A 22,884-nucleotide genomic window follows, 5' to 3' on the forward strand; every position below is an offset into this window, starting at 1 on the left:
ATGTCGTCAGCACTCCTAATCCTCTAATTTGCAAATGCCATCCAAATACAATAGCGGGTTATCTTCCTTTTGATCCACCGAGATATGGGTTATTTCATAGGGGGAGCTTTCCAGGTATTGAGTAATGATGCTATTGACGATTTCCTGTACGGTCGTATGCTGCATATTAGCGATTACTCTCAGCTGATCATATGTGTCAGGACTTAGTTCTAGTGTGTCTTCATCTTGCTCGTCACTTCTTGAAGTAATGAATTCGGAAGCGGTAGATTTCGCTTTTTCGAGTTGATTTTGAATGAAGCGTTTGTAAGTATTCGCCATCTTGATTCACTCCTTAATTATGCATAGCTTTTAAACGATTCGTCGTATTTTGTCGATTTCAGGGGGTGGTGTCGAAACTAAAGATAAATTTTCCATCGTCCCGTGTAAAATCGTGCGAAGCGCGCATAATAACAAAAAGACATGCAGGGAGATCTTCTATGACGCCAGAGCAACAGCATGTGTACGAGGAATTATTAAATAAAGAGAAGTCGCTGTCCCACTCCTGGATCGATTATTGGGTACAATATTCCAACGCTCAGACATGGGAATTCTGGGTCAATTTGGCTATGTTCGTTATTCCCTTAGTCATTCTCTGGTTCGTTCTCGATCGCAAGAGAGCGTTGCAAATCGGTTTCTATGGCTTCAGCGTACATGTCATGGCTACCTATATTCATCTGTATGGAGAAAGAAATTATATTTGGGGATTTCCCTATAAAATCATGCCTTACTTGCCAACAAGTATCACGATGGATGCTGCTTTTAATCCGGTTGTGCTGATGCTGCTCTATCAGTGGACCCTGAATCATAAAAAAAATTACTATTTATTTGGTGCACTGATGTGCGCCGCCTTCGCTTTTGTTTTAAAACCATTGTTATCAACCGTGGATTTATTTCATCTGTACGGTAAAATGAATTACTTTTATTTATTTCTGCTTTACTTCCTGGTTACGATCCTTGCCAAGCTGATAACGGATTTGTTTCTTTATTTTCAAAGAAATCCTAGGAAAGCCTAGTAAAAAAGAAAGACTCTAGCCTCTTGAACAGTCGAGGGTTTAGAGTCTTATTCATATACACGATTAGCTTCCAATTGAATAAATTTAAGCAAAGCTATTAAATCAGTCAAACGCTCCATTTGTGATGAATACAACCGATTGGGTTGAAGTCGCTTTATCGCTATAGCCTCCTCAATGATCCCATGCCACTTGTCCGGTACATGTTGAAGCCCATAACGTCCCGCACCAACTTTACTCGAGATATCCTGCTCTTTTAACGTAAACAGCTGCCGCAACATGCCCAGTGCGCACCACTCGATTGCTTGATCGAGCTGCTGAGATTCAAGTTCTTGCTGCGCCTCTAGAACAGTCTGCAATTTTTGCTCTAACCTAGTGATCCAACCAGACCAGTAACTATTTAAGTTATTTATGACGTAACTGAGCAATGTATCCTTATCCAAATCGTAATTGAACGTTATTTCAGAGCCATACACTCGGATACCGTGTTTTTTTACTATCCACCAAGTTATCGGATTTAAATCCGCTCCCCTGCCATCTCTATGGATTTGCTTATCAAAGTAAGTCAATAAAGGTTTAATGTCACCCTGTTTTCTATTGAGATCCTCGAAAAGGATGTAAGCCCCCATAATATCCGTATTTGGAATCGCAGCTTCAACTTCTTTATGAGCTTCGATAATGGCTTGAACATCCGTCTGCGAAAATGGTTCTCGTACTATAGCGATAAAGTCGATATCACTGGAACCCTCGATATAATCTTTTAACGCAACTGAACCATACAAATAAATAGCTGTAATGTTCGACGTTCGAGTGTTTAATGAGTGAATTAACTGATGCATGGTTTGTTCTACTAACGCAGGTACCATCGTGCCTCCTCCAATCCCACCTCTCATTCACAATTTATGATATAGGTTGAAAACTCTGGAATAAAGAGAAAAATAAAAACGCCCTTTTTCCAGTTTTAACAATACTATTGATGACAATTTGCCAAAATCGGAGTAATGTTCAAGTGAAGGGTTGACCACGGAAAAAGGAGTGTACACGATGGGTTTTATGAAGATTTATGTCAGCAAGCACTGGAAGCTATTTCTGGTTGCTGTCTTTTTCGTGACGTTGGAAGCGCTCGCGGATTTGCTGCAACCAACAATTATGTCCCACATCTTGGACGTGGGTGTTGCGGAGAAACGGCTGGATTACGTGCTCCGTATGGGCGGATTGATGCTGATCATCACCGCGTTTGGGGCTGTTGCAGCCTCGATGCGCAATATTGTGGCAAGCCATGTTTCACAGAAATTCGGCACGGAGCTAAGAAGGGATTTATTCGAAAAAATCCAATCGCTCTCGTTCGCGAATATCGAGCAATTCGAACGCGCGTCATTAATTACGCGATTGACGAATGATGTGACGCAGGTGCAAAATTTTGTAAATGGACTTATGCGCATTTTTGTTAAAGCTCCCCTTCTGTGCATCGGGAGTCTCATTATGGCTGTGCGACTCAACCCTAATTTGTCCGTCGTACTGCTCATCGTTGTCCCAATTGTCGGCGTGCTCGTTGCGTTGAACTTGAAAGTGGGTTTTTCTCGGTTTGTAGGCGTGCAAAAGGCGCTGGACAGCGTCAATCGGGTAATGCGGGAGTATCTATCCGGCGTACGCGTCGTCAAAGCCTTTAACCGGTTCGATCACGAGACGGGAAAGTTTCAACAGGCCAATATCGAATATCAGAACAAATCCATAAGGGTGACGAGGCTGTTGGCTATTTTTAACCCCTCTATCCTGCTCAGCGTCAATTTCGGGATCGCTGCCGTGTTATGGCTGGGAGCCTGGCGCGTGAATAACAGTCAAATGCAAGTTGGACATATCGTCGCATTCGTCAATTACATGACACAAATTTTGTTTGCGCTGATGACGATTTCCATGGTTTTCAACCTATTCGTGCGAGCTAAAGCCTCTGCCAATCGAATCGGCGAAGTTTTCGATCAGGTCAATACCATGACATGGGACGTCGCTGCTGCACTGCCAACTGGTCGTCAAGGATGTCAGATTGATTTTGAAAACGTTTCGTTTGCCTATGAGGGTGCATCTGGAGATCCTGTACTGAAAAATATTAACTTCACCTGCCTGCCCGGTGAAACAATTGGTATCATCGGATCTACCGGGTCCGGGAAAAGCAGTCTCGTGAGCCTTATCCCCCGATTCTATGATACAAGCGCCGGTACGATCCGTGTAGACGGAGTGGACATTGGAAAACTTGATCCTGCTAAGCTGCGTGATCAGATTGCCATCGTACCGCAGAAATCAATTCTGTTTAGTGGAACGATTGAAGAGAATTTACGCTGGGGCAATGAGCATGCAACACTTGACGAGATTATGCAAGCTGCCAAAATGGCAGAAGCCCATGGCTTTATTACTTCGTTTCCCGAGGGGTATGAAACGATGCTTGGCCAACGCGGCGTGAACTTGTCTGGCGGCCAGAAGCAGCGATTGTCGATTGCCCGTGCGCTCGTTCGCAAGCCTGATGTACTGATTCTTGACGATTGTACAAGCGCCCTGGACACGACGACGGAGACAAACATTAAAGAATCTCTGAAATCTTTCGCATCTGGTGTCACCTGTCTACTCATTGCGCAGCGGATTACCTCGGTGATGGACGCAGATAAAATCATAGTGATGGACGATGGCGAAATTGTCGGCATCGGCACACATGAGACATTGATGAAGAGCTGCCGCGTCTACGTAGAAATTTTCCAATCTCAATTCGGAAAGGAGCTGCCTCATCATGTCAAAGCCGAATGAAGGATCGCGTCAACCAGCCCCTGACGTCCCGATGATCACGGGGCCGATTGGTCGGGGAGGCCGCGCTCCTGCCGTGAAGCCCAAAAATTTTAAAGGCACCCTACGCCGTCTATGGTCCTATTTAGGCACCGAACGAAAATGGCTGACGATCGTCTTTCTGTTCATTATTGCCGACTCCGCTTTAACCTTGGCCGGCCCTTATCTCATTGGTGTAGCCGTTGACGCAATGGCTGTAGGCCAAGTTGACTATAGTGTCCTAAATGTGACGCTGATCGTACTCATCTCTACGTACATTGCGGATGGCGGACTTACCTTCCTGCAGAGCTGGGTCATGGCCGGGCTGGCACAGCGCGTCGTGAAGCGACTCCGGCAAACGATGTTTGCGAAGCTGCAAAAGCTGCCTCTTGCTTTCTTCGACGGACGCTCTCACGGGGATATCATGAGCCGGCTATCGAATGATATTGACAACGTGAGCAACTCGATCTCACAGTCCACTACACAGCTGATGTCAGGATCCATAGCCATCGTTGGATCGTTAGTGATGATGTTGATCTTAAGCCCTACCCTGACACTGGCGAGCCTTATTACCGTGCCACTCGTGTTCTTCCTCGCCAAAACCATTACCAGGCGAACGAGCGTGTTATTTAAAGGCCAACAGGCACAGCTCGGTAAGCTGAATGGCCACATTGAGGAAACGATTTCCGGTCTTCTCGTTGTTAAAGCCTTTAACCGTGAGAAGAAAGCTATCGATGAATTTAATAACGTGAACGAAAAGCTTTATGAGGTTGGGCTAAAAGCGCAAATCTGGTCCGGTTTCTTGATGCCTCTCCTCAGCGTTATCAATAATATCGGCTTCTCCGCAGTTGCGATTGTCGGCGGCATTCTAGCCGTGAAAGGCCACATCACCGTCGGCGTTATTGCCAGCTTCCTGAGCTACTCGCGCCAATTCGTGAGGCCGCTTAATGAGATCGCGAACACGTACAACGTGCTGCAATCGGGTGTTGCAGGGGCAGAACGTGCTTTTGAAGTTTTGGACGAAGCGGAAGAAGTTGAAGATGAGCCCGGCGCGATCGAACTGGTAAAACCCGTCGGACATGTCACTTTCCAGGACGTCACCTTCGGCTATCGGCCGGATATGCCGATTATCAATCAAGTCAGCTTTGATGCGCCGGCTGGCAGCAGCCTCGCACTCGTCGGACCAACAGGCGCAGGCAAGACGACGATTGTCAATTTGGTGACCCGGTTCTATGACGCTACAAGCGGTACGATCTTGATTGACGGACGCGATATTAAATCATACACGCGTGACAGTCTACGCCGCAGTTTCGGCATCGTGCTGCAGGATACGTATCTGTTCTCCGGCACCATTAAGGAGAACATCAAATACAGCAAGCCCGATGCCAGCGATGCTGAAGTGGTTGCCGCTGCGAAGCTCGCGAATGCTGATGCCTTCATTAGCCGGCTGCCGAAGCGTTACGACACCCCGCTCTCCGAGAACGGCGGTAATTTAAGTCAAGGGCAACGCCAATTGCTTGCGATTGCGCGCGTCATCCTGGCGGATCCCTCCATTCTCATTCTGGACGAGGCGACGAGCAGCATTGATACGCGGACGGAATTGCATATTCAGGAAGCCCTCCTCTCGATCATGAAAGGGCGCACGAGTTTCATTATTGCGCATCGGTTGAATACGATTCGGGATGCGGATACGATTATGGTTATTGATCGTGGCGAAATCGCCGAGCAAGGCAGTCACAACGTTTTGATGGGCCAAGATGGTACGTATTCCCGGATGTTTTCCAATCAGTTTAAAAATCTCGAAAGTGCAGCGGAATAGACACACTACAGCCCCAGGATGCTTAGCATACCTGGGGCTGTTTTCTTGACAATATTAGCTTAAAGTCCTGCAGCAGCTTGGCTAACTAAGGAGGACAACAGCTCGGGATCAAAGGCTTGCCCTTGCTTCAGCTTCATCGTCTTTCTTTCCGGTGGACCGTCGAATAGTCCGTTCGGGAAAGTTAACCCATTAGCATTAAAAATGGTGAAGCTTACAGCGTCTTTGGACGTAGATATGACGGCGGCGTATTTGCCATTTTTCAAAAAATGTGGTTTCTTATATTGCATGCGTTCATGCACGTCCGGGACGACTTCATGGACAACTTGTCGCAGTTTGACAGACATGTCCCTCTGCCACGGCTCTTTCAACGCCTCAATAAAATCAGTTACTTCCGGATTCATATTGTAACTTCTCCTTTGCTAACTTTGCAGATTTAATTTCTTCCACCCGTTTCAATAAAAATTCCTTTTCACGTTCATTCCTTGTCATGGATGCGGCGCGATCAAATTCCTTGCAGGCCTCATCATCCCGTCCTAACTTAACCAAGAGATCACCGCGAACACTCGGTAACAAATGGTATTCCTTTAAGGATGGCTCCGACTGCAGCTCGTCAACAATCTGTAATCCGAATGCTGGACCAAACGCCATTGAAATAGCCACAGCCCGGTTTAGCTCAACAATCGGCGACGGTGATACCCTCGAAAGCGCTTCGTAGAGTGCAGCAATCCGGACCCAATCCGTCTCTGCAGGTGTCCGCGCCTGTGCATGACAGGCCGAAATTGCGGCCTGAAGTGTATATGGACCAAGAGGCTTACCTAGCTTCTTGCTTCTTTCTAGAGCCATCAAACCTCGTCGAATCAGTAAATAATCCCAACGTGCTCGATTTTGATCCATGAGAAGCACGGGTTCTCCCTCGGTGTTAACCCGTGCTTTAAACCGGGAAGATTGAATCTCCATCAAGGCGACAAGTCCATGCACCTCAGGTTCCTCCGTTGCAATCTCAGCCAGAACACGTCCGAGCCGCAATGCCTCCTGACACAATAAGGGGCGGATCCAATGCTGCCCCGATGTTGCCGAGTACCCTTCATTGAACATGAGGTAAATGACTTCAAGCACAGCAGTCAGACGGTCTTTAAGTTCCTCAGTCGGCACTTCAAAGGGAACCTTTCCCGTACTCAGGGTTTTCTTGGCCCGCACGATTCGCTGGGCAATCGTTGACTCCGCAACGAGGAAAGATCGCGCAATCTCTCCCGTCGTAAGCCCGCATAACAGGCGGAGGGTCAGTGCAACTCTTGCTTCCTGCGATAGGCTGGGATGGCAAGTCATAAAGATCAATCGGAGGATGTCATCACCGATCTCCCCGTCCCAATGTTCATTTTCATTAAATAATTCCATCTGGTGTCCAATCTCCATATACTTTTGATCACGTCGTTTATTTCTGCGCATATGATCAATGGCTCGCCGTTTGGCCGTTGTCATCAGCCATGCGCCCGGATTATCTGGAATATTGTGATCGGACCATCGATCGAGAGCAATCACCAGAGCATCCTGGGCAAGATCCTCTGCGAGACTCACATCGCGCACCATTCGCGTTAATCCCGCGATAATTTTAGGCGATTCGATTCGCCATATGGTATCGAGGGTTCGATGAGTTTGGGACAAGTTCACGCTTTATGCTGCTCCCGTATTTGCTCACGAAGGGCTGCGTCTTTCGCAAGTATTTCCGGATTGTCCGCTAGTTCCTCCATCTCGAACACCTGTCTGAGTTCAATTTCCCCTTGGCCAAAACCATGAGGATCCGGCATGCGCATCGCCCATTCGATCGCTTCTTCCCTGGACTTAACTTCAATTAACGTATACCCGGCGATCATTTCTTTGGCTTCAGTGAACGGGCCATCAACCACTTTCGGTTTGCCACCAGGTTCCGGGTAAGAAATCCGTATGCCGCTAGAGCTTGGCTGCAGGCCATCGGCAGCGAGCAAAACGCCTGCTCGCACTAATTCTTCATTATACTTTTGCATAGCGTCAAGCAGCTCTTGACTTGGCTTGTTCCCTGCCTCTGAATCTGTTGTAGCTTTAACGATCATCATGAATCTCATAAATGTATCCCTCCGATTTTTGTATTGGTTTTGCCAGCTGCATGACATCTGGGAAGAATCTTACACTCTATAAGAACGACGAATTAAAAATGGCAGAATCAACACGTTACCAAAAAAAATTTTATTTACTTATTTTGATAATAGAATCGCCATGGTTTACAGCTGTCTTTGCACTAAGCATGATCCTGTACAACTGGCTACCCCATGCCTCTCTCATGACTTCGTCGTCCAGAATAATGGTGTCGACTGAAATCGCAAACAATTCTTCATTGTATCGGATAGTTAATCCATGATTGTTCACATCTTGCAACGCAATGCTGCCTATCCCCTCGATCTGCGGTGAATGTGGGGTCATGAACACTAGTGTAATATCGTCTGACATGTGCGTTAATTGAAATTGATCATGAATTTCAATATACGGATTTGAGTCACGAATGAGTTTAATTGCACGTTTCCAACTAGTGATCCCTGCAGCTTCCGGGTAGGCCTTTGCTATGTTCATCGTGATCGAAGCCATTGTCGCCTCTTGGTGATAATGGACTTGATCAGCTTCATATGGTCTGCCAGCCAGCTGCTGGGCCCCATTCACAAGCGGCAGATTATGATAAGCAGACTGCATCGTCCATAGGCTGTAACGCTCTGAAAAGAATGTTTTCGACGTATAGGTCCCTACCCCGGGATCAATAATCATGGGAGAACCATCGCAATATACGATAAAATGTCCAATGTCATTGTGATTATGGCTCTCATCATTGTTACCACCCTTAGCCGCGAGATACAGTCCATCGGAAGAACCTTCCTGCTCCCTCGCAGCCATAACTTGCATCCCGGCAAACCAAGTATCCCTAAGGTAAGGAAATTCACCGATATACTGCTCCATTTCTGAGTAATGAAAGATGGCTGACAATTGACGATACATGATGGAAAACTGCACGAATGTTGATTTCTCACGCTTTTTCTTCAACTCTATAGCCCCAAGTCCAGACAGTCTAGCATCCTCAATTCTGAGCCCATATCGGTACATGAGATCTGCTGGAACTTGAACTTTAGGAGAGCAATCAGCAAAGTTGGCATAAAAGGAGCCATCAATATACGCCTTGTAAATATAACGACCCACATTTTGAATCAGAGGCTCTTGAAAGACATCCAACTTTCCATTCGTAGCACCATATAGCAGTTCCAGACAATCTAAAAGCATGCCTCCAGCAAAGATCCAATATTTCGGTCCTTCCTCACATCCCCCATCGGGGTGCAGTCGTTGGATGTACATGTCTAAACTACACATCGCTTTGATAACCGCTGCTTCACGACGCTGCTGGTCGTCTTCCAAGAGTAAAAAGGCCATCAGACAATTGGAATTGCACCAAGGAGTCCAATTGTTCAACATTTTCTCTTGATGGAATCCCATCCACCAGAAATCAGTACGATGTAAATAGGGATCAAGAATCCGGGTTTTCACTTCAAGATGTATACGCTCACATACCATCCTACTCATAGCATCCAGTTTATTTTTCAGAAGATAATACGTCCAAGCCAGCAGTGCTGCCGTTTCAGCAGCGAATAGTTCAATGATTCGGTCTGATACATCGGGTAGGGGATCCTGTCTCCTCATCATATAACCATGTCCAGGGATTCCCCAAAATGTTTCTTCGCATATGCACCAGATCCCATTGACGATGTCGTCCATAAAACGCCCTTGGTTCTCAATACATTCAGCAATAACCAAAGAAGCAAGATCCTGTCTTCGATCCAATAAAACTGTGTCATATCTAACGCGGTTCCCAGTTCTACTGAAGTCCATGTACTGTGAGGCTGTCATCGTCGGCCATGAATAATTGAGCCTGTTTTCGCCCTTATTAATCCAAAACCGTTTCAGATTCTGTGGAAGCTCAGACCATTCTGATCGATCTTCACTAGTTGGAAAAGGTTTATAAAGCTCCCTGGACAGCAAAACCTCTTTCACAATTTCAGCATCGTAACGATCTGCTAACATCGGCTTCATCCTCTACGTTATATGTACAGAACCATTAAATCCTCATCAAAATACTGCCCGTTATACTTCAATGCTTTATGTTCAATACCATAGATTTCAAAACCTAAGGACTTGTACAGTTTCTTGGCAATAACGTTGTCAGACAGAACGATTAAATTGATTTGCTCCATTCCCTCATAACTGCTTGCTCTTCTAATCAATTCCAGCATCAGTTTTTTTCCTAAACCTTGCCCGCCTGCTTCCGGTGCGACATACATCCCATAGACATTTCCTTTATGGTTGCTTTTCATGCCGGTATCTCGAACAAATCTTACGCTGCCAACCAGCGATCCGTTTTCATCAAAAGCGCCAAGTACAAATTTCCCATCCATTGGTTTAATTCGCTCTACGAAGGTATCCAACGTTAATTGCACTTCTCTTTCATAAGTCGAGCCAAAAGCCTCAGGGCTGAGTTTCAAGGCTTTTAATCGTAATTCTTGATACAACCTGGCATCGAACTCCTCCAAAACTCTTATATACATCACTCGACTCCTCCTGGCTTCTAATTTCCTGTCTTTTACTATTCTTCATTTCATTATTAAACCCTTTTAAGATCCAACGGCAAAAAACCTCTGAACACGGCACAATGGCCTTATCCAGAGGTTTATGAACCGAACTCTTATTGTTCGCGTTTAGGAGCTAACTCAATCGCTTGCTTAATCGCTTCTTTCAGACTTTGATCATCAGCAATTCCTTTGCCGGCAATATCGAACGCCGTACCGTGATCTACGCTGGTTCTAATGATTGGAAGACCAACGGTAATATTTACGCCGGCTTCTAGGCCTAATACTTTGATCGGACCATGTCCTTGATCATGATACATGGCAACGACGATATCGAAGTCTCCCCGCGTTGCACGGAAGAATAGCGTGTCTGCAGGCAGAGGTCCTACGACTTGAATGCCTTCTTCTTGCGCCTTTTTGACGGCCGGAACGACTTTTTCGTCTTCTTCACCGTAACCAAAAAGTCCGTTCTCTCCTGCATGCGGATTGATCCCGCAGACGGCAATTTTAGGCGACACATAGCCGGCTTTTTGCAAAGTTTCGTGAGCCATTCGGATGACTTTATAGACACGATCCGGATTGATCATACGTACAGCATCCAGAATACCAACGTGAGTCGTGACATGAATGACTTTCAATTTTGGTGCGGAAAGCATCATGGAGAAATCCTCGGTACCCGTCAAATCCGCCAAAATTTCGGTATGGCCTGGGTAAATGTGTCCACCTTTATGAAGCGCTTCTTTATTCAGTGGTGCGGTACAAATCGCATCAATTGCTCCCGCATTAGCCAGTTCAATCGCCTGTTTCAAATACATGAATGCGGCATGTCCGGCTTCTTTGGATACTTGGCCAATTGGAAGATCAGCCGGCAATAAGTCTAGATCATAACAATCCACTGTTCCGGGCTCAAACTGCGCTTCTTCCACAGAGGCAATTCGGCGAACACGAAGACCTGTTTGAACGAACTGATCCGCTCTCTCTAATAATTTAGCATCACCAATGACAAAAGGACGGCAAGTCTGATAAATTTGGGCATCTTTCAGTGATTTCATGATGATTTCCGGGCCTACACCTGCTCCATCACCCATCGTAATGCCTATAATTGGTCTATTCATTGAAATGTTTCCCCCTTTAATGCTTTTTTAGCCTTGGATAAGCTATGCTCTTTCCCGAAAGCTCCCGCTTTTGTAACTGCCCATACGGGTTGTTTACGAACTAGGAGGCCTAACGGGATACCTGGTTCTATTTCTTTTATCAATTGGATAGAAGATACGCCCAAATGCTTACATACACCTTTTGCCGTATCTCCTCCTGTTAAAATAACCCCTTGCAGCTCGATACTCTCCATAATTTCTGAGGCGATTGCACCCAAAATATGCGAGATCTGATTGGATACTTCCGTCGAGTCTAATCCTCTTTGTAAACCTGCTGACTTCGTCAATCGAACCTGATCAGGAGATGAACTTGCGCATAGGGAGACATCCAAACCGTTTCGTAATGCAGTCTGAAGCTCTCTCCCACATCGTTCAATCTCAGCCTTTAAGCCTTCTTCGGAAGCAATCGCTTGTACCGTATCTAATTCTACAGCAATGACTTGCGGATCACTGTTATAAGCGGCCACTTGCCCGCGAGTCACCTGTGAGATGCTTCCTGCGACTAACATCACAGGTTTCGTCCCGCCTGATAATTGCGGCGCAGAATCACTTGTACAAACAGGAAGCGATAAAGCATCAGGCAGGAAATCAGCCAATCCAGCAGAACCCGCCCATAGTATTTTATAGCTGGTTTGGGCAACCCATTCCGCGATATGCTGGACATCTTCTTCCGTTACAGCATCAAAAACGATGAGTTCCGTTTCTGTCTCAAGGAGTGATTGAATATTTAGATGCACCTGATCTTTTCCTGCATGTAGGATTTCTAAAGGAATAAGGCCGACTTTACGATTGGATTGCGAAGCAAATAATTTCACTAAATCGGATTCTTTGACTGGACATTTAGGGTCATTGGCGATTTCGGTTTCGCTGACCGGAACACCGTTCAGATAATGTACACCCTGTAATGTGGTACGGCCAATTGTAGGGAAAGCCGGGGCAACGACAGCAAAGTCATACGGAATGACATCCATCACAGCGTCGATTTCAACGCCCAGATTTCCTCGAAGCGTAGAGTCCATTTTCTTATAAATATGCGGGAAAGCCGCTTGATCGATATGACGTGCCGCTTCTTTCACCCTGGCATACGCGATCTCTTGCAGAGTGGAACGGCTGTCGGTATCAATGACGATTGTCTCCATCGTCTGTTGTGATTTAGAAATTTGCTCGATATCAAAAAACACTTGCGTTTGCAGCCCTTTTCTTGCAAATTGTACACCTGAGTCGGAAGCTCCGGTCAAGTCATCTGCAATGATGGCAATTTGTTTCATGGTGCAGTTCCTCCCATGCAAATCTCGAACGATTTAGTTGATTTGGCTCTTAGCTCCAATTTTTTTGGCATACCAAGCGGTTACGATTGGCACAAGGATGGCAGTCACGATCACGCAAGAAGCTACCAATGCGGTTGCAGAGGGTACAAGCGGAGCATAGGCAGCATTCGCCGCGGCTACAGCGGCCGGTACACCTGCTGCGTTTCCTGCTGTCGAAGCGGCTGATATACCGGCAATGCCGTTGCCGCCAATCAAGCGGTCTATAAGTGTCAAAGTAAGACCCGTCACAGCGACGACGCCAATACCAAGCAATACGCCAAGGAAACCGGCTTTCCAAACCGTCTGAAGATTCAAACCTGCTCCCAATGCAAAAGCAAAGAATGGAACTAAAACAGGTACAGCTTTGGATAAAAACTCACGCATTTCTTTGTCTAAATTCCCCAAGATCATACCTACGATTAATGGCAAAATCGCACCAACGAAGGTCTGCCATGGAAATGCGGCTAAACCTGCGATACCTAAAGAAATCATCGTAAAGAATGGCCCCGATTCCAAGCTCATGACAGAGTAAGCGCCAACATCTTCTTTCTTGCCGAATTGCCCCATTAAAGCCATATACAATCCGCCATTTGTATCATTCATGGCCGCTACGATTGCCAATACGGAAATGCCGGCGAAAAAGCCTTCGCTAATCATGCCGTTGCCTAGAAACTTAGCGGCTACAAAACCAACAACGATTGCTGTTAAAATCTTCGTTCCAAGCAATGTTCCACCCTTTTTCAAAATGTAAGGGGTTGCTTTAAAATTAATCGTTGAACCCATACAGACATAGAATACAGCTAAAATTGGCAGAGACCCCGTCATCAATGCGCCTGTGAAAGATCCAAATGTTTTTCCCATTGAAGGGAATAATGTTGTAATAATAGCCCCCAGAATGAGCGGAACAATCATCATACCCCCGGGAATCCGATCAATGGCTGCCTTAATTCTCATGGTGTGCTTCCTCCTAAGAAGTTTTGTTGAGCATATAGTTGCAATATGCAACACCTTTAATCGTTATCGCCCATGTGATGATTATAAGACAGGTGTTCTACGATAACAACGGGGTCAATCGTTTAAATTTGCAACACATCTTTCAACTTTCTCCAGAGGGTAGATCGATTAATTCCTAGCCGTTTTGCAGCTTTCGATTGGTTCATGCCTTCTTTTTCTAATATTTCCAAAAGAATGCGCTGCTCAATTTCATCCCAAGTCCCTGATAAATTGATCGTCGCCAATTGGCTGGATGCTTCATTTTGCAACGATTCTTTTACTTTTTGCCAACCTTCTTTGGCTTCATTCAGGCCGATATAATGACCGTTCGTACAAGCAAGCATGCTCTCAAGGACGATCCTTAGTTGGTGGATGTTTCCTGGCCAGAGCTTGTGCATGAGATCATCTTCCAGTACCTCCTGCCTGATCCCAACGATTTGTTTGCCGTGCCGCGAATTATAATTCGCAATTAAAACACGGGCGATCTCATCAATATCTTCCAATCTTTCGCGCAAAGGCGGTAGGCTGATGTACATATCCATGAAAGCCAGGACAAAAGTTGGCTCCATCTCTTCTTTTTTTAGCATCAGCTTAATCGGGTGGGATGTAGTTACAATGAGACGGACGTTCGTACCGGTTTTCATGGTAGAAAGCAATTTGCGCTGCAACCGCTGACTAATATGCTGGATATTTTCCAGACAAATCGTTCCGACAGATTCTTTGAAAAGAAGTCCCGGATAATCATCCGTTCCGAGTAGAACCGCCTCCTGTTCCTCCTCCGATAATTGCTCGCAAGGAATGATGTACAGCGCGTCCCCTGCGCTCTCGCTAGCGGAATGAATGGCTTGACAGAATAGCTGCTTCCCGCTGCCCTCTTCTCCCGATATCCAAATGGGATTGCGTGTCTGCGCCATCGCCTTGGCACGTTTGATTGCTTGCATAATGACACTGCTGGAGCCCATTACCTGGGCAAACGTAGCAATCCGGTCGGTTACTTGGAAATTGTAAGTAGCGGTACTGTTCAGTTGATTCTCTGATGGATATAAATAAATGAAATATTGGTAGCTTAGCCGATTTTGCTTGGAAGGCACGATGATTTCAATGCTTACCTGCCTTTTTTGAAACCATTTTGTTTGCTTATTTACGTCGCTCGTTGTTCCTTTACCGGCTTCCTCCAAATAACGGCTCCATATCGGATCGATGCCGGCCAGATTCATCCCGCGTATCACAGCGCTGTTATAACCTAATAATGAAGCAGCTGCCTCATTGGCATAAAGAATGCCGCCGCTTTCGTTGACTGCCATGACGCCCGTCCGGTGGTGCTCCAGAATATGCTCAAATAAATGTTCGCTCTCCTGGGCTTTCCAGACGAATTCATAGATCCTTTTCACCTCTTCAAGCGCTTCAAGCACCGACTCCCGTCCGCTGGTAATCAGAATGCCGTTATAGCCCATTTGCTCAGCTGTATTGACAGTGACAACGTCTCCAAGCACGATTTGGGCATCCTTTTCAAAAGCTTTTTGCAGCGCTTCAGGAACATCATCAGCCCGATCTACCGAATAGATGGGAATTTCATAATCGAGCAGGCTGGATACCTCTGCGACACCGCGGCAAATATTAGGAAAGCCAATGATGGCTACCTTGCTATTTGAATTTTTCACCAATGTGAGCACTCTCAAAATATCGTATCCGGAGACTGGAATATCGACCACAGGCGTTGTTACCTGACTTTTTATAAGTGTTGAGGTTCCCCCACGGCTCAAGATGACATCATATTTTCCTTTGGCAGCGTGGACAATAGGAAGAGCATTATGAAGATCCGCAACTTCGATATCGATCTTTATTCGTGGCTCCTCTTTTGCGATATTTTCAATTAAACCCTTTAGTCCGGGGTATGGAGCGATCGCCAGTACTTTGATTTGCATACGAAATGAGTCCCCTTTTGTGAAAAAATGATCTTACATGTTGCATATTACAACAATTATGTATCATTATAAGCATTTTTATATTATTATAGCCAATTCTTCAACTGAATACTTGATTATGCAACAATATATAACTCAAACAATACAAATAACCAACTCCACATGTGTCATAATCATGTGAAATTGGCTACTTGTTTACATAACTTATATTATGTCATCATATATCTATATCCACTTACTCAACAACTCGAACACGGCTCCCATCCAAAAGCGGTTCACTGCTTTCCACAATGACCGGTTCCTGAGGAAACAATCCTTCAACAGCGGCAGCTTGCTCGTTCGATTCTACGACTTTGACGCTTCTTCGTATGGCATGGAACGCATTGCCGAGCGGACCTTTTCTTTCTTCGACCGTATAAACGAACGTGCCTGCCGCATCGCTCCGCACGGAAGCCTTCGAAACAAGCATCATGCCGGGCTTTCCTTTCTTAGTCAGCGTAACTTCAGCCCTTTCGTTCCCTGCAAGCGATGCATCTTGAAGGGTTATCGTCAACTGATTGGTGTCTACAGATTTTTCAGATTGCCCGCCATTGGTTTCAGTTAGTAAGGCATTTCCAATCTCCGCTCCTCCTATATTCGCTACTTTACCTGATATAGACTGATCATTCTGCCCATGAAGTTGAACTTCAATTGCTTCTCCTAGAGTCAGACTATCGGTAATAGAAGCAGGAACCAACAAGCTGATTTTGTAGCCCATTTGTGAATTCAAAAGCAGGATATCCGCGGTACCTGTGAGTGCCGCCAGCCCTTCTTTTGCGTTAATTTCCGCAACCTTCCCGTCGAAAGGAGCGAGCAGTGATCGATTTCCCTCCAACTTAGCACTCATATCACTAATCCGCTTCTGTTGGGCGGTGATATCAAGTTTGGCGCTTTCCACTGCGGCTTTGGCAGCAAGAACGACGCCTTGATCCTCGCTATGTACCGCTTGAACATAGTCATATTCCAATTTCTCCATGGATAAATTCAGCTTGTTTAATGACGTTTGCTCGGTTTGCAGCTGATTTTGGGCTTCCTCATTGTCATACTGTACAAGAAGCTGACCCTTTGTGACAACTTCCCCTTTTTGCACCTGTACCTTAGTGACCTTCCAGCCTGGTTGTCCTGAGAGCTCTCTTGTTTCCACGGGCTTTAGAAATGCACTGCCTTTAAAAGTTTGATCCAATTGTCCAGGACCAACGTTTTGTGTCGTCACCTTCGGAAGCGTCATACCGTAGAGGGTGTTGCTCAGCAATGTTGAAATCACGAACACGGTTATCATCAGTACAGTGACAAGATGAAGCCAGCGTTTTCCGGGCTTGCTATTACCATTTTTCATTTCAAAATCCAAAACGTTTCCTCCTGATCCTGCCTTTGCTCAAATCGACCCGATGCCGCCTCATCCTTTAATCCCCGAAAGTTGAATCCCTTCTACGAAATGGTTTTGAGCGTAAAGAAATAAAACCACCATAGGACTCATATAGAGCACGGATGCTGCGAAAACAACACCTCTAGCCTCTTTGCTAATCTGTGCCAAATAAAGCGATAAGGGCTGTTGGACCACATCCTGCAGAAAGATAAGCGGCTGCTCGACCATGTTCCAATAATCAACGAATAACAGAACAATAAGTGCGGCAAACCCCGGTCTGACAAGTGGAAGAATGATTCGGCCAAAGATCGTGAAATGCCCGGCTCCGTCCATTTTGGCCGCTTCTGTCAAGACTGCTGGAATATGAAACATAAATTGTCGGAGCATGAAGACTCCGAAAGCCGCGAAGATGCCTGGCAGCACAATGGCCAATTGTGTATTCAGCAGTCCGAGTTTTTCCAAAATAATATAGTTCGGGACTAACGTCACTTGAAATGGCATTAGCATCGTCATCAAATAACAGAGAAACCACTTGTCTCTTCCAGGAAAGCGAAGCTTAGCAAATGCATAAGCCGCTAATGAAGCTACAACGACTTGCCCTACGATGATGGGGACGACCAGCCCTACAGAGTTCCAGAACATATGGAGAAACTTCGGATTTCGCACTAATACTTCGAGATACTGATTGAAACTAAGCCAATCCGGAATCCATTTCAGATTAACAAATGCATCCTTATCTCCTGCTGCCGCATCAGGCATTTTTCCGATCCAATCATAGTTAAGTCCAATCTCACTTTCGGTCATGAGTGAATTCGTAAAGGTTAGTACAATGGGAACCAAGGAGATGCCTGCTGCCATCGCTAACAAGAAAGTGGCGATAACCTTGGTCAACCGTCTTACCATGTCTTTCACTTCCTTCTATTCCATAAAAGATTGAAACCGCCGCTCGACGGCTAACAGGACGAACACTAGAATCAGGATACAACCTACCATCAGCGTTGCTCCTGCAGTCAGCTTCTGAATGTCCAGTGAAAAGAACATATTGTTCATATAGTGCTGAAGCATATAAATGCGGTCATACGGATAGTCACCGGCGAGCAAATAAGTCTCTCTGAACACTTTAAACGAGTTGATAATCGAAATCAGCACAACAAAAATCATCGTCGGAGTCAAATAGACCAGTGTGATATGAACGAACTGACGCAGCCTGCTAGCACCGTCAATCCTGGCGGATTCATAATAGGAAACAGGAATTGCTTGAAGTCCGGCCAGAAATAAGATCATGTCGTACCCCACGTTTTTCCAAATGTATAAAATCACCAATACCCCTATCGAGCCGTCGGACTGCATCCAATCGATCCTAGCCCAGTTGTGGCTATGCAGCCATGCATTTAAAGCTCCATTCCAGTCAACGAAAATTTGCCATATCATGATGATGGAAGCTACCGGCACGACCAATGGCAAAACAAAGGAAGTCTGCAGCCAACTACGTATGGTGAGCTGCCGGTTTAAGAGGATAGCGAGCACCAAGGATAATAAGATCAGAAGCGGCACACTAATACTCGTAAATAACAATGTGTTCATTGCTGCTTTATGAAACGATCTGCTGCTGAGCAGTGCGCTATAGTTATCAAAGCCGACAAACGATCCGCCAATCGTAGCATCTGTAAATGAATACACAATCCCCATACCGAACGGGATGATATAAAACAATATGAAGCCTACTGCGCTAGGCGCCAGGAAGATCCAAGGTGCGATACTTTCTTTCCCAAGCCAAGTCGAAAGTTGGATTTTACTCATTCAAGTAGGTCATCACCTTGTTTTGAATAAGTTTGGCTACATCTTTGGCGGGTTTCTGACCGCTGAAGAAGGCTTGACTTTCTTTTTGAACGATCTCTTCAATTTTGGTGGGCTGGAAAGCAACGGGATGAACGGCATCCGACAAATAACCATTCAACAGTTGGATCTGAGCGGGATCGACGGGAATCGATTGACCGTGCAATGGACCTTCTTCATAGGTTTTGACTGTCTTGCTGGCCAGGAGCTGCTGAACTTGTTTTTCATATACCTTCTTATTGATGGGGAAACCCGCTCGTTCTGGCGCTGGTTGAATGTCGCCCGACATCAAATATTGAAGGAATTCCCAAGCCTCTTGTTTGACGGGAGATTTCTCATTGATTCCGATAACCTTGTAGGGGTAAAAGTACCCGCCAGCTGTCGTTCCTTCCGCTCTTGGTTTGGCATACAATCTCGAATCTTTACCAGACTCTTTCATCGTAACAAGATAATCCCAGGCGGAATTGATATTTTTGGAGTTGAAATAGGAACCACCGCGAGGACTTGCGAAAACGCCGTCATCATACATCTTTTTGATCTGCCCCATCATATCCGTAAAAGCTGCCGAGTCGAAGCTTGCCGTACGGGAAGACTCGTTAACCAGATGAGAGTAGTTTTCCTTAACCATTTCACCCAACAGCATTTGCATCATTTCCTTGCCTTCTGACGCCGCGGCTCCAGGAGCGCTGCCCGCCGATACTTTATTAGGTCCCTTTTGACTTAGCTGCTTGAGGGTGTCGGCGTACTTTTCCCACGTCCAATTTTTATCGTCAATTGGAACACCAGTTTGTTTGATGACTGTTTCATCACCGATGAATACATTGAGGAAAAAAGATAGCGGCATTCCGAAAAGGCCTCCATTGGTTTGGGAACTCTCCAGAATATTGTTATAATAGTCCCCCTTTTGGAATCCAGGGTCTTTTTTCAACATCCCGCTTAGATCAGCAAGCAAATGTTGACCGACATATTTCTCACTTGGCAGCATGTCTAAGGCGAGCATATCTGGTCCTTTGCCGGATAACATGGCTGTGTTCGTCGCGGTTACATATTTTTGCAGCTCAGCTTCCAAATGCGCATCATCTGTCACGACATCCTGCAGCTCAATTGTAATATTCGGATGCGCGGCCTCATAACTTTTCTTAGCTTTCTTAAGTTCCTCATCCGGCCAAAATGTGGAGAAAACAATTGTAGCTTTGCCGCCTTTAGGCGAATTCGCTGCATTCGTTCCCGTTTGCTGTGGAGTGGAAGTCTCTCCCGCTTTCCCCGTGTCCGTGCCAGGACTGCTCGGGCTCAAGCTCGGGTTCGAGCTGCAGGCTGATAAGCCCAGCATGAAAACACTTAAACTAAGTCCTAACCAATATCTGGATTTCTTCAATTTTATCCCATCCTTGTTCGGTGATATTTGATATAAGCCTATAAGATCAATGTAACCCAAGGATGTTGCCGTCTCTTATCCAACTTGTCAACGAAATGTCAACGAGTTGTCATAAAAAAGAACCGAAGGAAATCCTTCGATTCTTTATTTGAACTCAATCACTAAGTTTTGATTCAATCTAGATGCGCCTTCAACAACTTGAGCCGCTGAGGAGTGCGAAGCGGGTTCGGGAGCTTGAGCAGGGGCTGGGGCCGCTCGAGGCTTATCCCATTCATAAGGTTTCCACCCGGATAGAAGAAGCCTTCTATTATCCTGGCTCCACGCCATAAGCGAGGGTATGACTCCTTTGAAAAGTTGTGTCTTGTTGAGTACATTGTTGCCATATAACGAAGCTGCGTAGACGGTGTCCTTGTCCTGTGCGTAGGCAATCGATTTGCGATCCGGAGATAAACGAAACGCATTAACCCCTTCTACAAGAACGGAAAAGGCAGCATTGCGTCGGTCATAAGCATACAATGTTCCCTCTTGTCCGATAAACGCGATCTGGTCGTTGTGGATCCACTCAACTTGGCTGTCGTTCGCAGCGAGATGTTCATATTGCCGAACCATCTCGCTGCCGCTCCACGTGCCAATTTCCACATAAGATTGTTTCCCTCTTGAGCGAACGATGGCTACACTTTGAGCATCGTCAGCTAGCTGAATGGAACCGATGATATCCGCTTCGTCCCATCCACCAAATGAATAGCTTTTCAAACTATGCTCCTTCCAATCATACACGCTAATTAAAGCTTCCTTGTTCTCGGACTTATTCGTGAGATAAACGAGATAACGGCCGTTATTCGACCATCCAAATCGCAAGGAGCGAAACTGTTCCATCGCAATTGGAGCGATCACTGTTTCTTTCTGCTCCCCCAGAGTAATTACGTTTAATCCGTAAGAGTCATTCTCTTGTTTGACATAAGCAATCGACTGGTTGGCAGGAGAAAAAGTCATAAAAAATAACTTCGCCCCAAGGCCGAGTAATTTCAGATGCTCTTCATAAGGGGCATCCACACGTTCCATGCTAACTGTTTTTTCATTTTCGTCAAAGAGGCTTAAAAGTGAAGTGGAATGGATCCAACCTATTGGTGTCCCCAGCTCACTAGATTTACTAAGGATACGGTAGATCGTCTTGACATCATAAGCACCTTGCTCCTCTTTGACCTGCGATGTTTCCTCCTCATCCGGGATGATAATTGTTTCTGAACGTGATATGCTCGAGCAGCCTGCCAATAAGATCGTAATCAGGAAGCATATCGTAATCATGCGGCACCAACGTTTACTCATTCCCGATCACTCTCCAATCTACGGTATGGCAACTCGATATAGACACTGGTCAGATCCAAATGGCTTGTCATGCGGATGCTGCCCTGATGTTCGTCTACAATTCCTTGGCTAATACTTAGGCCCAAGCCTGCACTTTCAGCCTCATGCGTAGTCGCATCCGCCCGATAGAACGGATCAAAGATCCGGCTGAGATGCTCCGGACGAACAGTGGGACCTTGGTTTGTGAACGTCAAACGCACAGTTTCGGATGCAAGTTCCGCTTCCGCTTTCGCTACAATGTCCGTATGGGCGTAGCCATATTTGATGGCGTTATCCAGAAGATTGATGAATAACTGCCTCAGTTTATCCGGATGTCCACTTACGAATAAACCATTTTCCGCATGGCATCGAATCGTTTTCTTATATCGTTTGGCCTTAATCGTCATCGTTTCGCTAACATCACTTAAGAGGTATCCTACATCTACGATGGTCATCCGATCCGCAACATGGGATTCCTTCGACTGCTCAAGCAAATTCAAAACCAGCTCATGCAGCCGCTTACTCTCATCAACAATGTGGGTAATCCCTTTCTCAAACATCTCTTGATCTTGGTTTCCGTTCTCCCGAATAATGGTCGCATACCCCATAATGGTTGTAAGCGGCGTCTTCAGTTCATGGGTTACATTATCGAAAAATCGCTTGCGCGCCTGGTTCAACTCATCCAATTGATCACGATCATGTTCAATGGTAGCAATTTGATTTTGGATGCGTTCAATCATGTTATTGAAATTGGCAGCCAGTTTACCAATCTCGTCCTTGCGCCTGAACGTAAGTCTAGTGTCCAGCTTTCCTTTCATAACTTCAGTGGAGGCCGTAGACAGTTTTACTAAAGGTACCGTTATGTGCCGAGATAGCAAATAAGTGAACAGGAATGCTGCTGCAAAAACAGCCATAGCAGTAACAAAAATTGTTCGCCTAATTTGTGTGCTCTGCTCATAGAGCAAAGTGAAATCCTTGGCAAACCGAATAATCCCTACTTTCGTTCCATCAACGATGACCGGGAATGCGAACAGAACCGATGTTGTTTGATTCTCCGAAGTAATTCGATAGGCGGTTTTGCCGTGAAGGGCTTGTTTCAAATCATCTCCATCCGCCTCAAACAGTGCAGGGTCCGTTGCGTACAGCTTGTCCCCTGTTACGGAATACATAGCGATGCTGGTGGACGTATCATGCTGCAAATCTTTCGCCATCTCCTCGGCGATTTGTCCGAAATA

General features: G+C 45.8%; 20 protein-coding genes. 3 read left to right on the forward strand and 17 right to left on the reverse strand.

Annotated elements, in window-relative coordinates:
- Nucleotides 1–15 precede the first annotated feature (15 nt).
- Nucleotides 16–318 (reverse strand): hypothetical protein, encoded by a 303-nt coding sequence (locus GON05_RS35730; RefSeq protein ID WP_157326246.1) that lies wholly within the window; start codon nucleotides 316–318, stop codon nucleotides 16–18.
- Nucleotides 319–476: 158 nt separating this feature from the next.
- Here GON05_RS35730 and GON05_RS35735 point away from each other — a divergent pair, with 158 nt between their 5' ends.
- The gene (locus GON05_RS35735; protein WP_157326247.1) at nucleotides 477–1,052 is read left to right on the forward strand and encodes a CBO0543 family protein; all 576 of its coding nucleotides are present in this window, start codon (nucleotides 477–479) and stop codon (nucleotides 1,050–1,052) included.
- Between the two features lie 47 nt (nucleotides 1,053–1,099).
- Here the strand turns inward: GON05_RS35735 and GON05_RS35740 are convergent, their stop codons facing one another.
- Entirely contained in the window at nucleotides 1,100–1,915 is an 816-nt protein-coding gene (locus GON05_RS35740; protein WP_181646455.1) for a nucleotidyltransferase domain-containing protein, read from the reverse strand.
- Nucleotides 1,916–2,093: 178 nt separating this feature from the next.
- On the opposite strand from GON05_RS35740, the gene GON05_RS35745 reads away from it, so the two are divergent.
- Both GON05_RS35745 and GON05_RS35750 read left to right on the forward strand, forming a co-directional pair.
- The gene (locus tag GON05_RS35745; RefSeq protein WP_157326249.1) at nucleotides 2,094–3,842 is read left to right on the forward strand and encodes an ABC transporter ATP-binding protein; all 1,749 of its coding nucleotides are present in this window, start codon (nucleotides 2,094–2,096) and stop codon (nucleotides 3,840–3,842) included.
- Nucleotides 3,843–3,873: 31 nt separating this feature from the next.
- Nucleotides 3,874–5,676, forward strand: a complete 1,803-nt coding sequence (locus GON05_RS35750; protein WP_246239779.1) for an ABC transporter ATP-binding protein — start codon at nucleotides 3,874–3,876, stop codon at nucleotides 5,674–5,676.
- A gap of 59 nt (nucleotides 5,677–5,735) precedes the next feature.
- On the opposite strand, the gene GON05_RS35755 is transcribed toward GON05_RS35750, so the two are convergent.
- From GON05_RS35755 to GON05_RS40210, 15 genes are all read right to left on the reverse strand, one after another.
- Complete coding sequence (locus tag GON05_RS35755; RefSeq protein ID WP_157326251.1) at nucleotides 5,736–6,077, reverse strand: DUF1801 domain-containing protein; 342 nt, start codon at nucleotides 6,075–6,077, stop codon at nucleotides 5,736–5,738.
- On the reverse strand, nucleotides 6,058–7,344 hold the full coding sequence (locus GON05_RS35760; RefSeq protein WP_181646456.1) for an RNA polymerase sigma factor: 1,287 nt from the start codon (nucleotides 7,342–7,344) through the stop codon (nucleotides 6,058–6,060). The genes GON05_RS35755 and GON05_RS35760 overlap by 20 nt, the downstream gene beginning before the upstream one ends.
- Nucleotides 7,341–7,775 (reverse strand): YciI family protein, encoded by a 435-nt coding sequence (locus GON05_RS35765; protein ID WP_157326252.1) that lies wholly within the window; start codon nucleotides 7,773–7,775, stop codon nucleotides 7,341–7,343. The genes GON05_RS35760 and GON05_RS35765 overlap by 4 nt, the downstream gene beginning before the upstream one ends.
- A gap of 121 nt (nucleotides 7,776–7,896) precedes the next feature.
- A complete protein-coding gene (locus GON05_RS35770; protein ID WP_157326253.1) occupies nucleotides 7,897–9,768 on the reverse strand; it encodes a heparinase II/III domain-containing protein in 1,872 nt (623 codons plus the stop codon).
- Between the two features lie 17 nt (nucleotides 9,769–9,785).
- Nucleotides 9,786–10,289, reverse strand: coding sequence for a GNAT family N-acetyltransferase (locus tag GON05_RS35775; protein WP_157326254.1), 504 nt, complete (start codon nucleotides 10,287–10,289; stop codon nucleotides 9,786–9,788).
- A 137-nt stretch (nucleotides 10,290–10,426) separates the two neighbouring features.
- Nucleotides 10,427–11,425, reverse strand: coding sequence for a 4-hydroxythreonine-4-phosphate dehydrogenase PdxA (pdxA, locus tag GON05_RS35780; RefSeq protein WP_157326255.1), 999 nt, complete (start codon nucleotides 11,423–11,425; stop codon nucleotides 10,427–10,429).
- Nucleotides 11,422–12,732 (reverse strand): four-carbon acid sugar kinase family protein, encoded by a 1,311-nt coding sequence (locus tag GON05_RS35785; protein ID WP_157326256.1) that lies wholly within the window; start codon nucleotides 12,730–12,732, stop codon nucleotides 11,422–11,424. The genes pdxA and GON05_RS35785 overlap by 4 nt, the downstream gene beginning before the upstream one ends.
- A gap of 33 nt (nucleotides 12,733–12,765) precedes the next feature.
- Nucleotides 12,766–13,725 (reverse strand): 2-keto-3-deoxygluconate permease, encoded by a 960-nt coding sequence (locus GON05_RS35790; protein WP_157326257.1) that lies wholly within the window; start codon nucleotides 13,723–13,725, stop codon nucleotides 12,766–12,768.
- A gap of 122 nt (nucleotides 13,726–13,847) precedes the next feature.
- Nucleotides 13,848–15,689 carry a sigma-54-dependent Fis family transcriptional regulator gene (locus GON05_RS35795; protein WP_157326258.1) on the reverse strand — a complete coding sequence of 614 codons (1,842 nt, stop codon included), beginning with the start codon at nucleotides 15,687–15,689 and terminating at the stop codon, nucleotides 13,848–13,850.
- Between the two features lie 235 nt (nucleotides 15,690–15,924).
- Complete coding sequence (locus tag GON05_RS35800) at nucleotides 15,925–17,076, reverse strand: efflux RND transporter periplasmic adaptor subunit (protein ID WP_157326259.1); 1,152 nt, start codon at nucleotides 17,074–17,076, stop codon at nucleotides 15,925–15,927.
- A gap of 48 nt (nucleotides 17,077–17,124) precedes the next feature.
- Nucleotides 17,125–17,997 (reverse strand): carbohydrate ABC transporter permease, encoded by an 873-nt coding sequence (locus GON05_RS35805; RefSeq protein ID WP_157326260.1) that lies wholly within the window; start codon nucleotides 17,995–17,997, stop codon nucleotides 17,125–17,127.
- A gap of 15 nt (nucleotides 17,998–18,012) precedes the next feature.
- The gene (locus GON05_RS35810) at nucleotides 18,013–18,894 is read right to left on the reverse strand and encodes a carbohydrate ABC transporter permease (RefSeq protein WP_157326261.1); all 882 of its coding nucleotides are present in this window, start codon (nucleotides 18,892–18,894) and stop codon (nucleotides 18,013–18,015) included.
- Complete coding sequence (locus tag GON05_RS35815) at nucleotides 18,887–20,305, reverse strand: ABC transporter substrate-binding protein (protein WP_157326262.1); 1,419 nt, start codon at nucleotides 20,303–20,305, stop codon at nucleotides 18,887–18,889. The genes GON05_RS35810 and GON05_RS35815 overlap by 8 nt, the downstream gene beginning before the upstream one ends.
- Nucleotides 20,306–20,449: 144 nt before the next feature.
- On the reverse strand, nucleotides 20,450–21,631 hold the full coding sequence (locus GON05_RS35820; protein WP_157326263.1) for a TolB-like translocation protein: 1,182 nt from the start codon (nucleotides 21,629–21,631) through the stop codon (nucleotides 20,450–20,452).
- Nucleotides 21,628–22,563, reverse strand: a complete 936-nt coding sequence (locus tag GON05_RS40210) for a sensor histidine kinase (protein ID WP_397370370.1) — start codon at nucleotides 22,561–22,563, stop codon at nucleotides 21,628–21,630. Before GON05_RS40210 ends, GON05_RS35820 begins: the two co-directional genes overlap by 4 nt.
- Nucleotides 22,564–22,884: the final 321 nt, after the last annotated feature.

It is taken from the genome of Paenibacillus anseongensis (assembly GCF_009757995.1).
GTDB lineage: Bacteria > Bacillota > Bacilli > Paenibacillales > NBRC-103111 > Paenibacillus_E > Paenibacillus_E chondroitinus.

Excerpts from the sequence above, each read along its gene's own strand:
- GON05_RS35820 (WP_157326263.1), bottom strand. The coding sequence starts at position 21,631 with ATGAGTAAACGTTGGTGCCGCATGATTACGATATGCTTCCTGATTACG.
- GON05_RS35735 (WP_157326247.1), top strand. The coding sequence starts at position 477 with ATGACGCCAGAGCAACAGCATGTGTACGAGGAATTATTAAATAAAGAG.
- GON05_RS35765 (WP_157326252.1), bottom strand. The coding sequence starts at position 7,775 with ATGAGATTCATGATGATCGTTAAAGCTACAACAGATTCAGAGGCAGGG.
- GON05_RS40210 (WP_397370370.1), bottom strand. The coding sequence starts at position 22,563 with ATGGCTGTTTTTGCAGCAGCATTCCTGTTCACTTATTTGCTATCTCGG.
- GON05_RS35785 (WP_157326256.1), bottom strand. The coding sequence starts at position 12,732 with ATGAAACAAATTGCCATCATTGCAGATGACTTGACCGGAGCTTCCGAC.
- pdxA (WP_157326255.1), bottom strand. The coding sequence starts at position 11,425 with ATGAATAGACCAATTATAGGCATTACGATGGGTGATGGAGCAGGTGTA.
- GON05_RS35790 (WP_157326257.1), bottom strand. The coding sequence starts at position 13,725 with ATGAGAATTAAGGCAGCCATTGATCGGATTCCCGGGGGTATGATGATT.
- GON05_RS35795 (WP_157326258.1), bottom strand. The coding sequence starts at position 15,689 with ATGCAAATCAAAGTACTGGCGATCGCTCCATACCCCGGACTAAAGGGT.
- GON05_RS35755 (WP_157326251.1), bottom strand. The coding sequence starts at position 6,077 with ATGAATCCGGAAGTAACTGATTTTATTGAGGCGTTGAAAGAGCCGTGG.
- GON05_RS35805 (WP_157326260.1), bottom strand. The coding sequence starts at position 17,997 with ATGGTAAGACGGTTGACCAAGGTTATCGCCACTTTCTTGTTAGCGATG.
- GON05_RS35770 (WP_157326253.1), bottom strand. The coding sequence starts at position 9,768 with ATGTTAGCAGATCGTTACGATGCTGAAATTGTGAAAGAGGTTTTGCTG.
- GON05_RS35745 (WP_157326249.1), top strand. The coding sequence starts at position 2,094 with ATGGGTTTTATGAAGATTTATGTCAGCAAGCACTGGAAGCTATTTCTG.
- GON05_RS35740 (WP_181646455.1), bottom strand. The coding sequence starts at position 1,915 with ATGGTACCTGCGTTAGTAGAACAAACCATGCATCAGTTAATTCACTCA.
- GON05_RS35730 (WP_157326246.1), bottom strand. The coding sequence starts at position 318 with ATGGCGAATACTTACAAACGCTTCATTCAAAATCAACTCGAAAAAGCG.
- GON05_RS35810 (WP_157326261.1), bottom strand. The coding sequence starts at position 18,894 with ATGAGTAAAATCCAACTTTCGACTTGGCTTGGGAAAGAAAGTATCGCA.
- GON05_RS35775 (WP_157326254.1), bottom strand. The coding sequence starts at position 10,289 with ATGTATATAAGAGTTTTGGAGGAGTTCGATGCCAGGTTGTATCAAGAA.
- GON05_RS35750 (WP_246239779.1), top strand. The coding sequence starts at position 3,874 with ATGATCACGGGGCCGATTGGTCGGGGAGGCCGCGCTCCTGCCGTGAAG.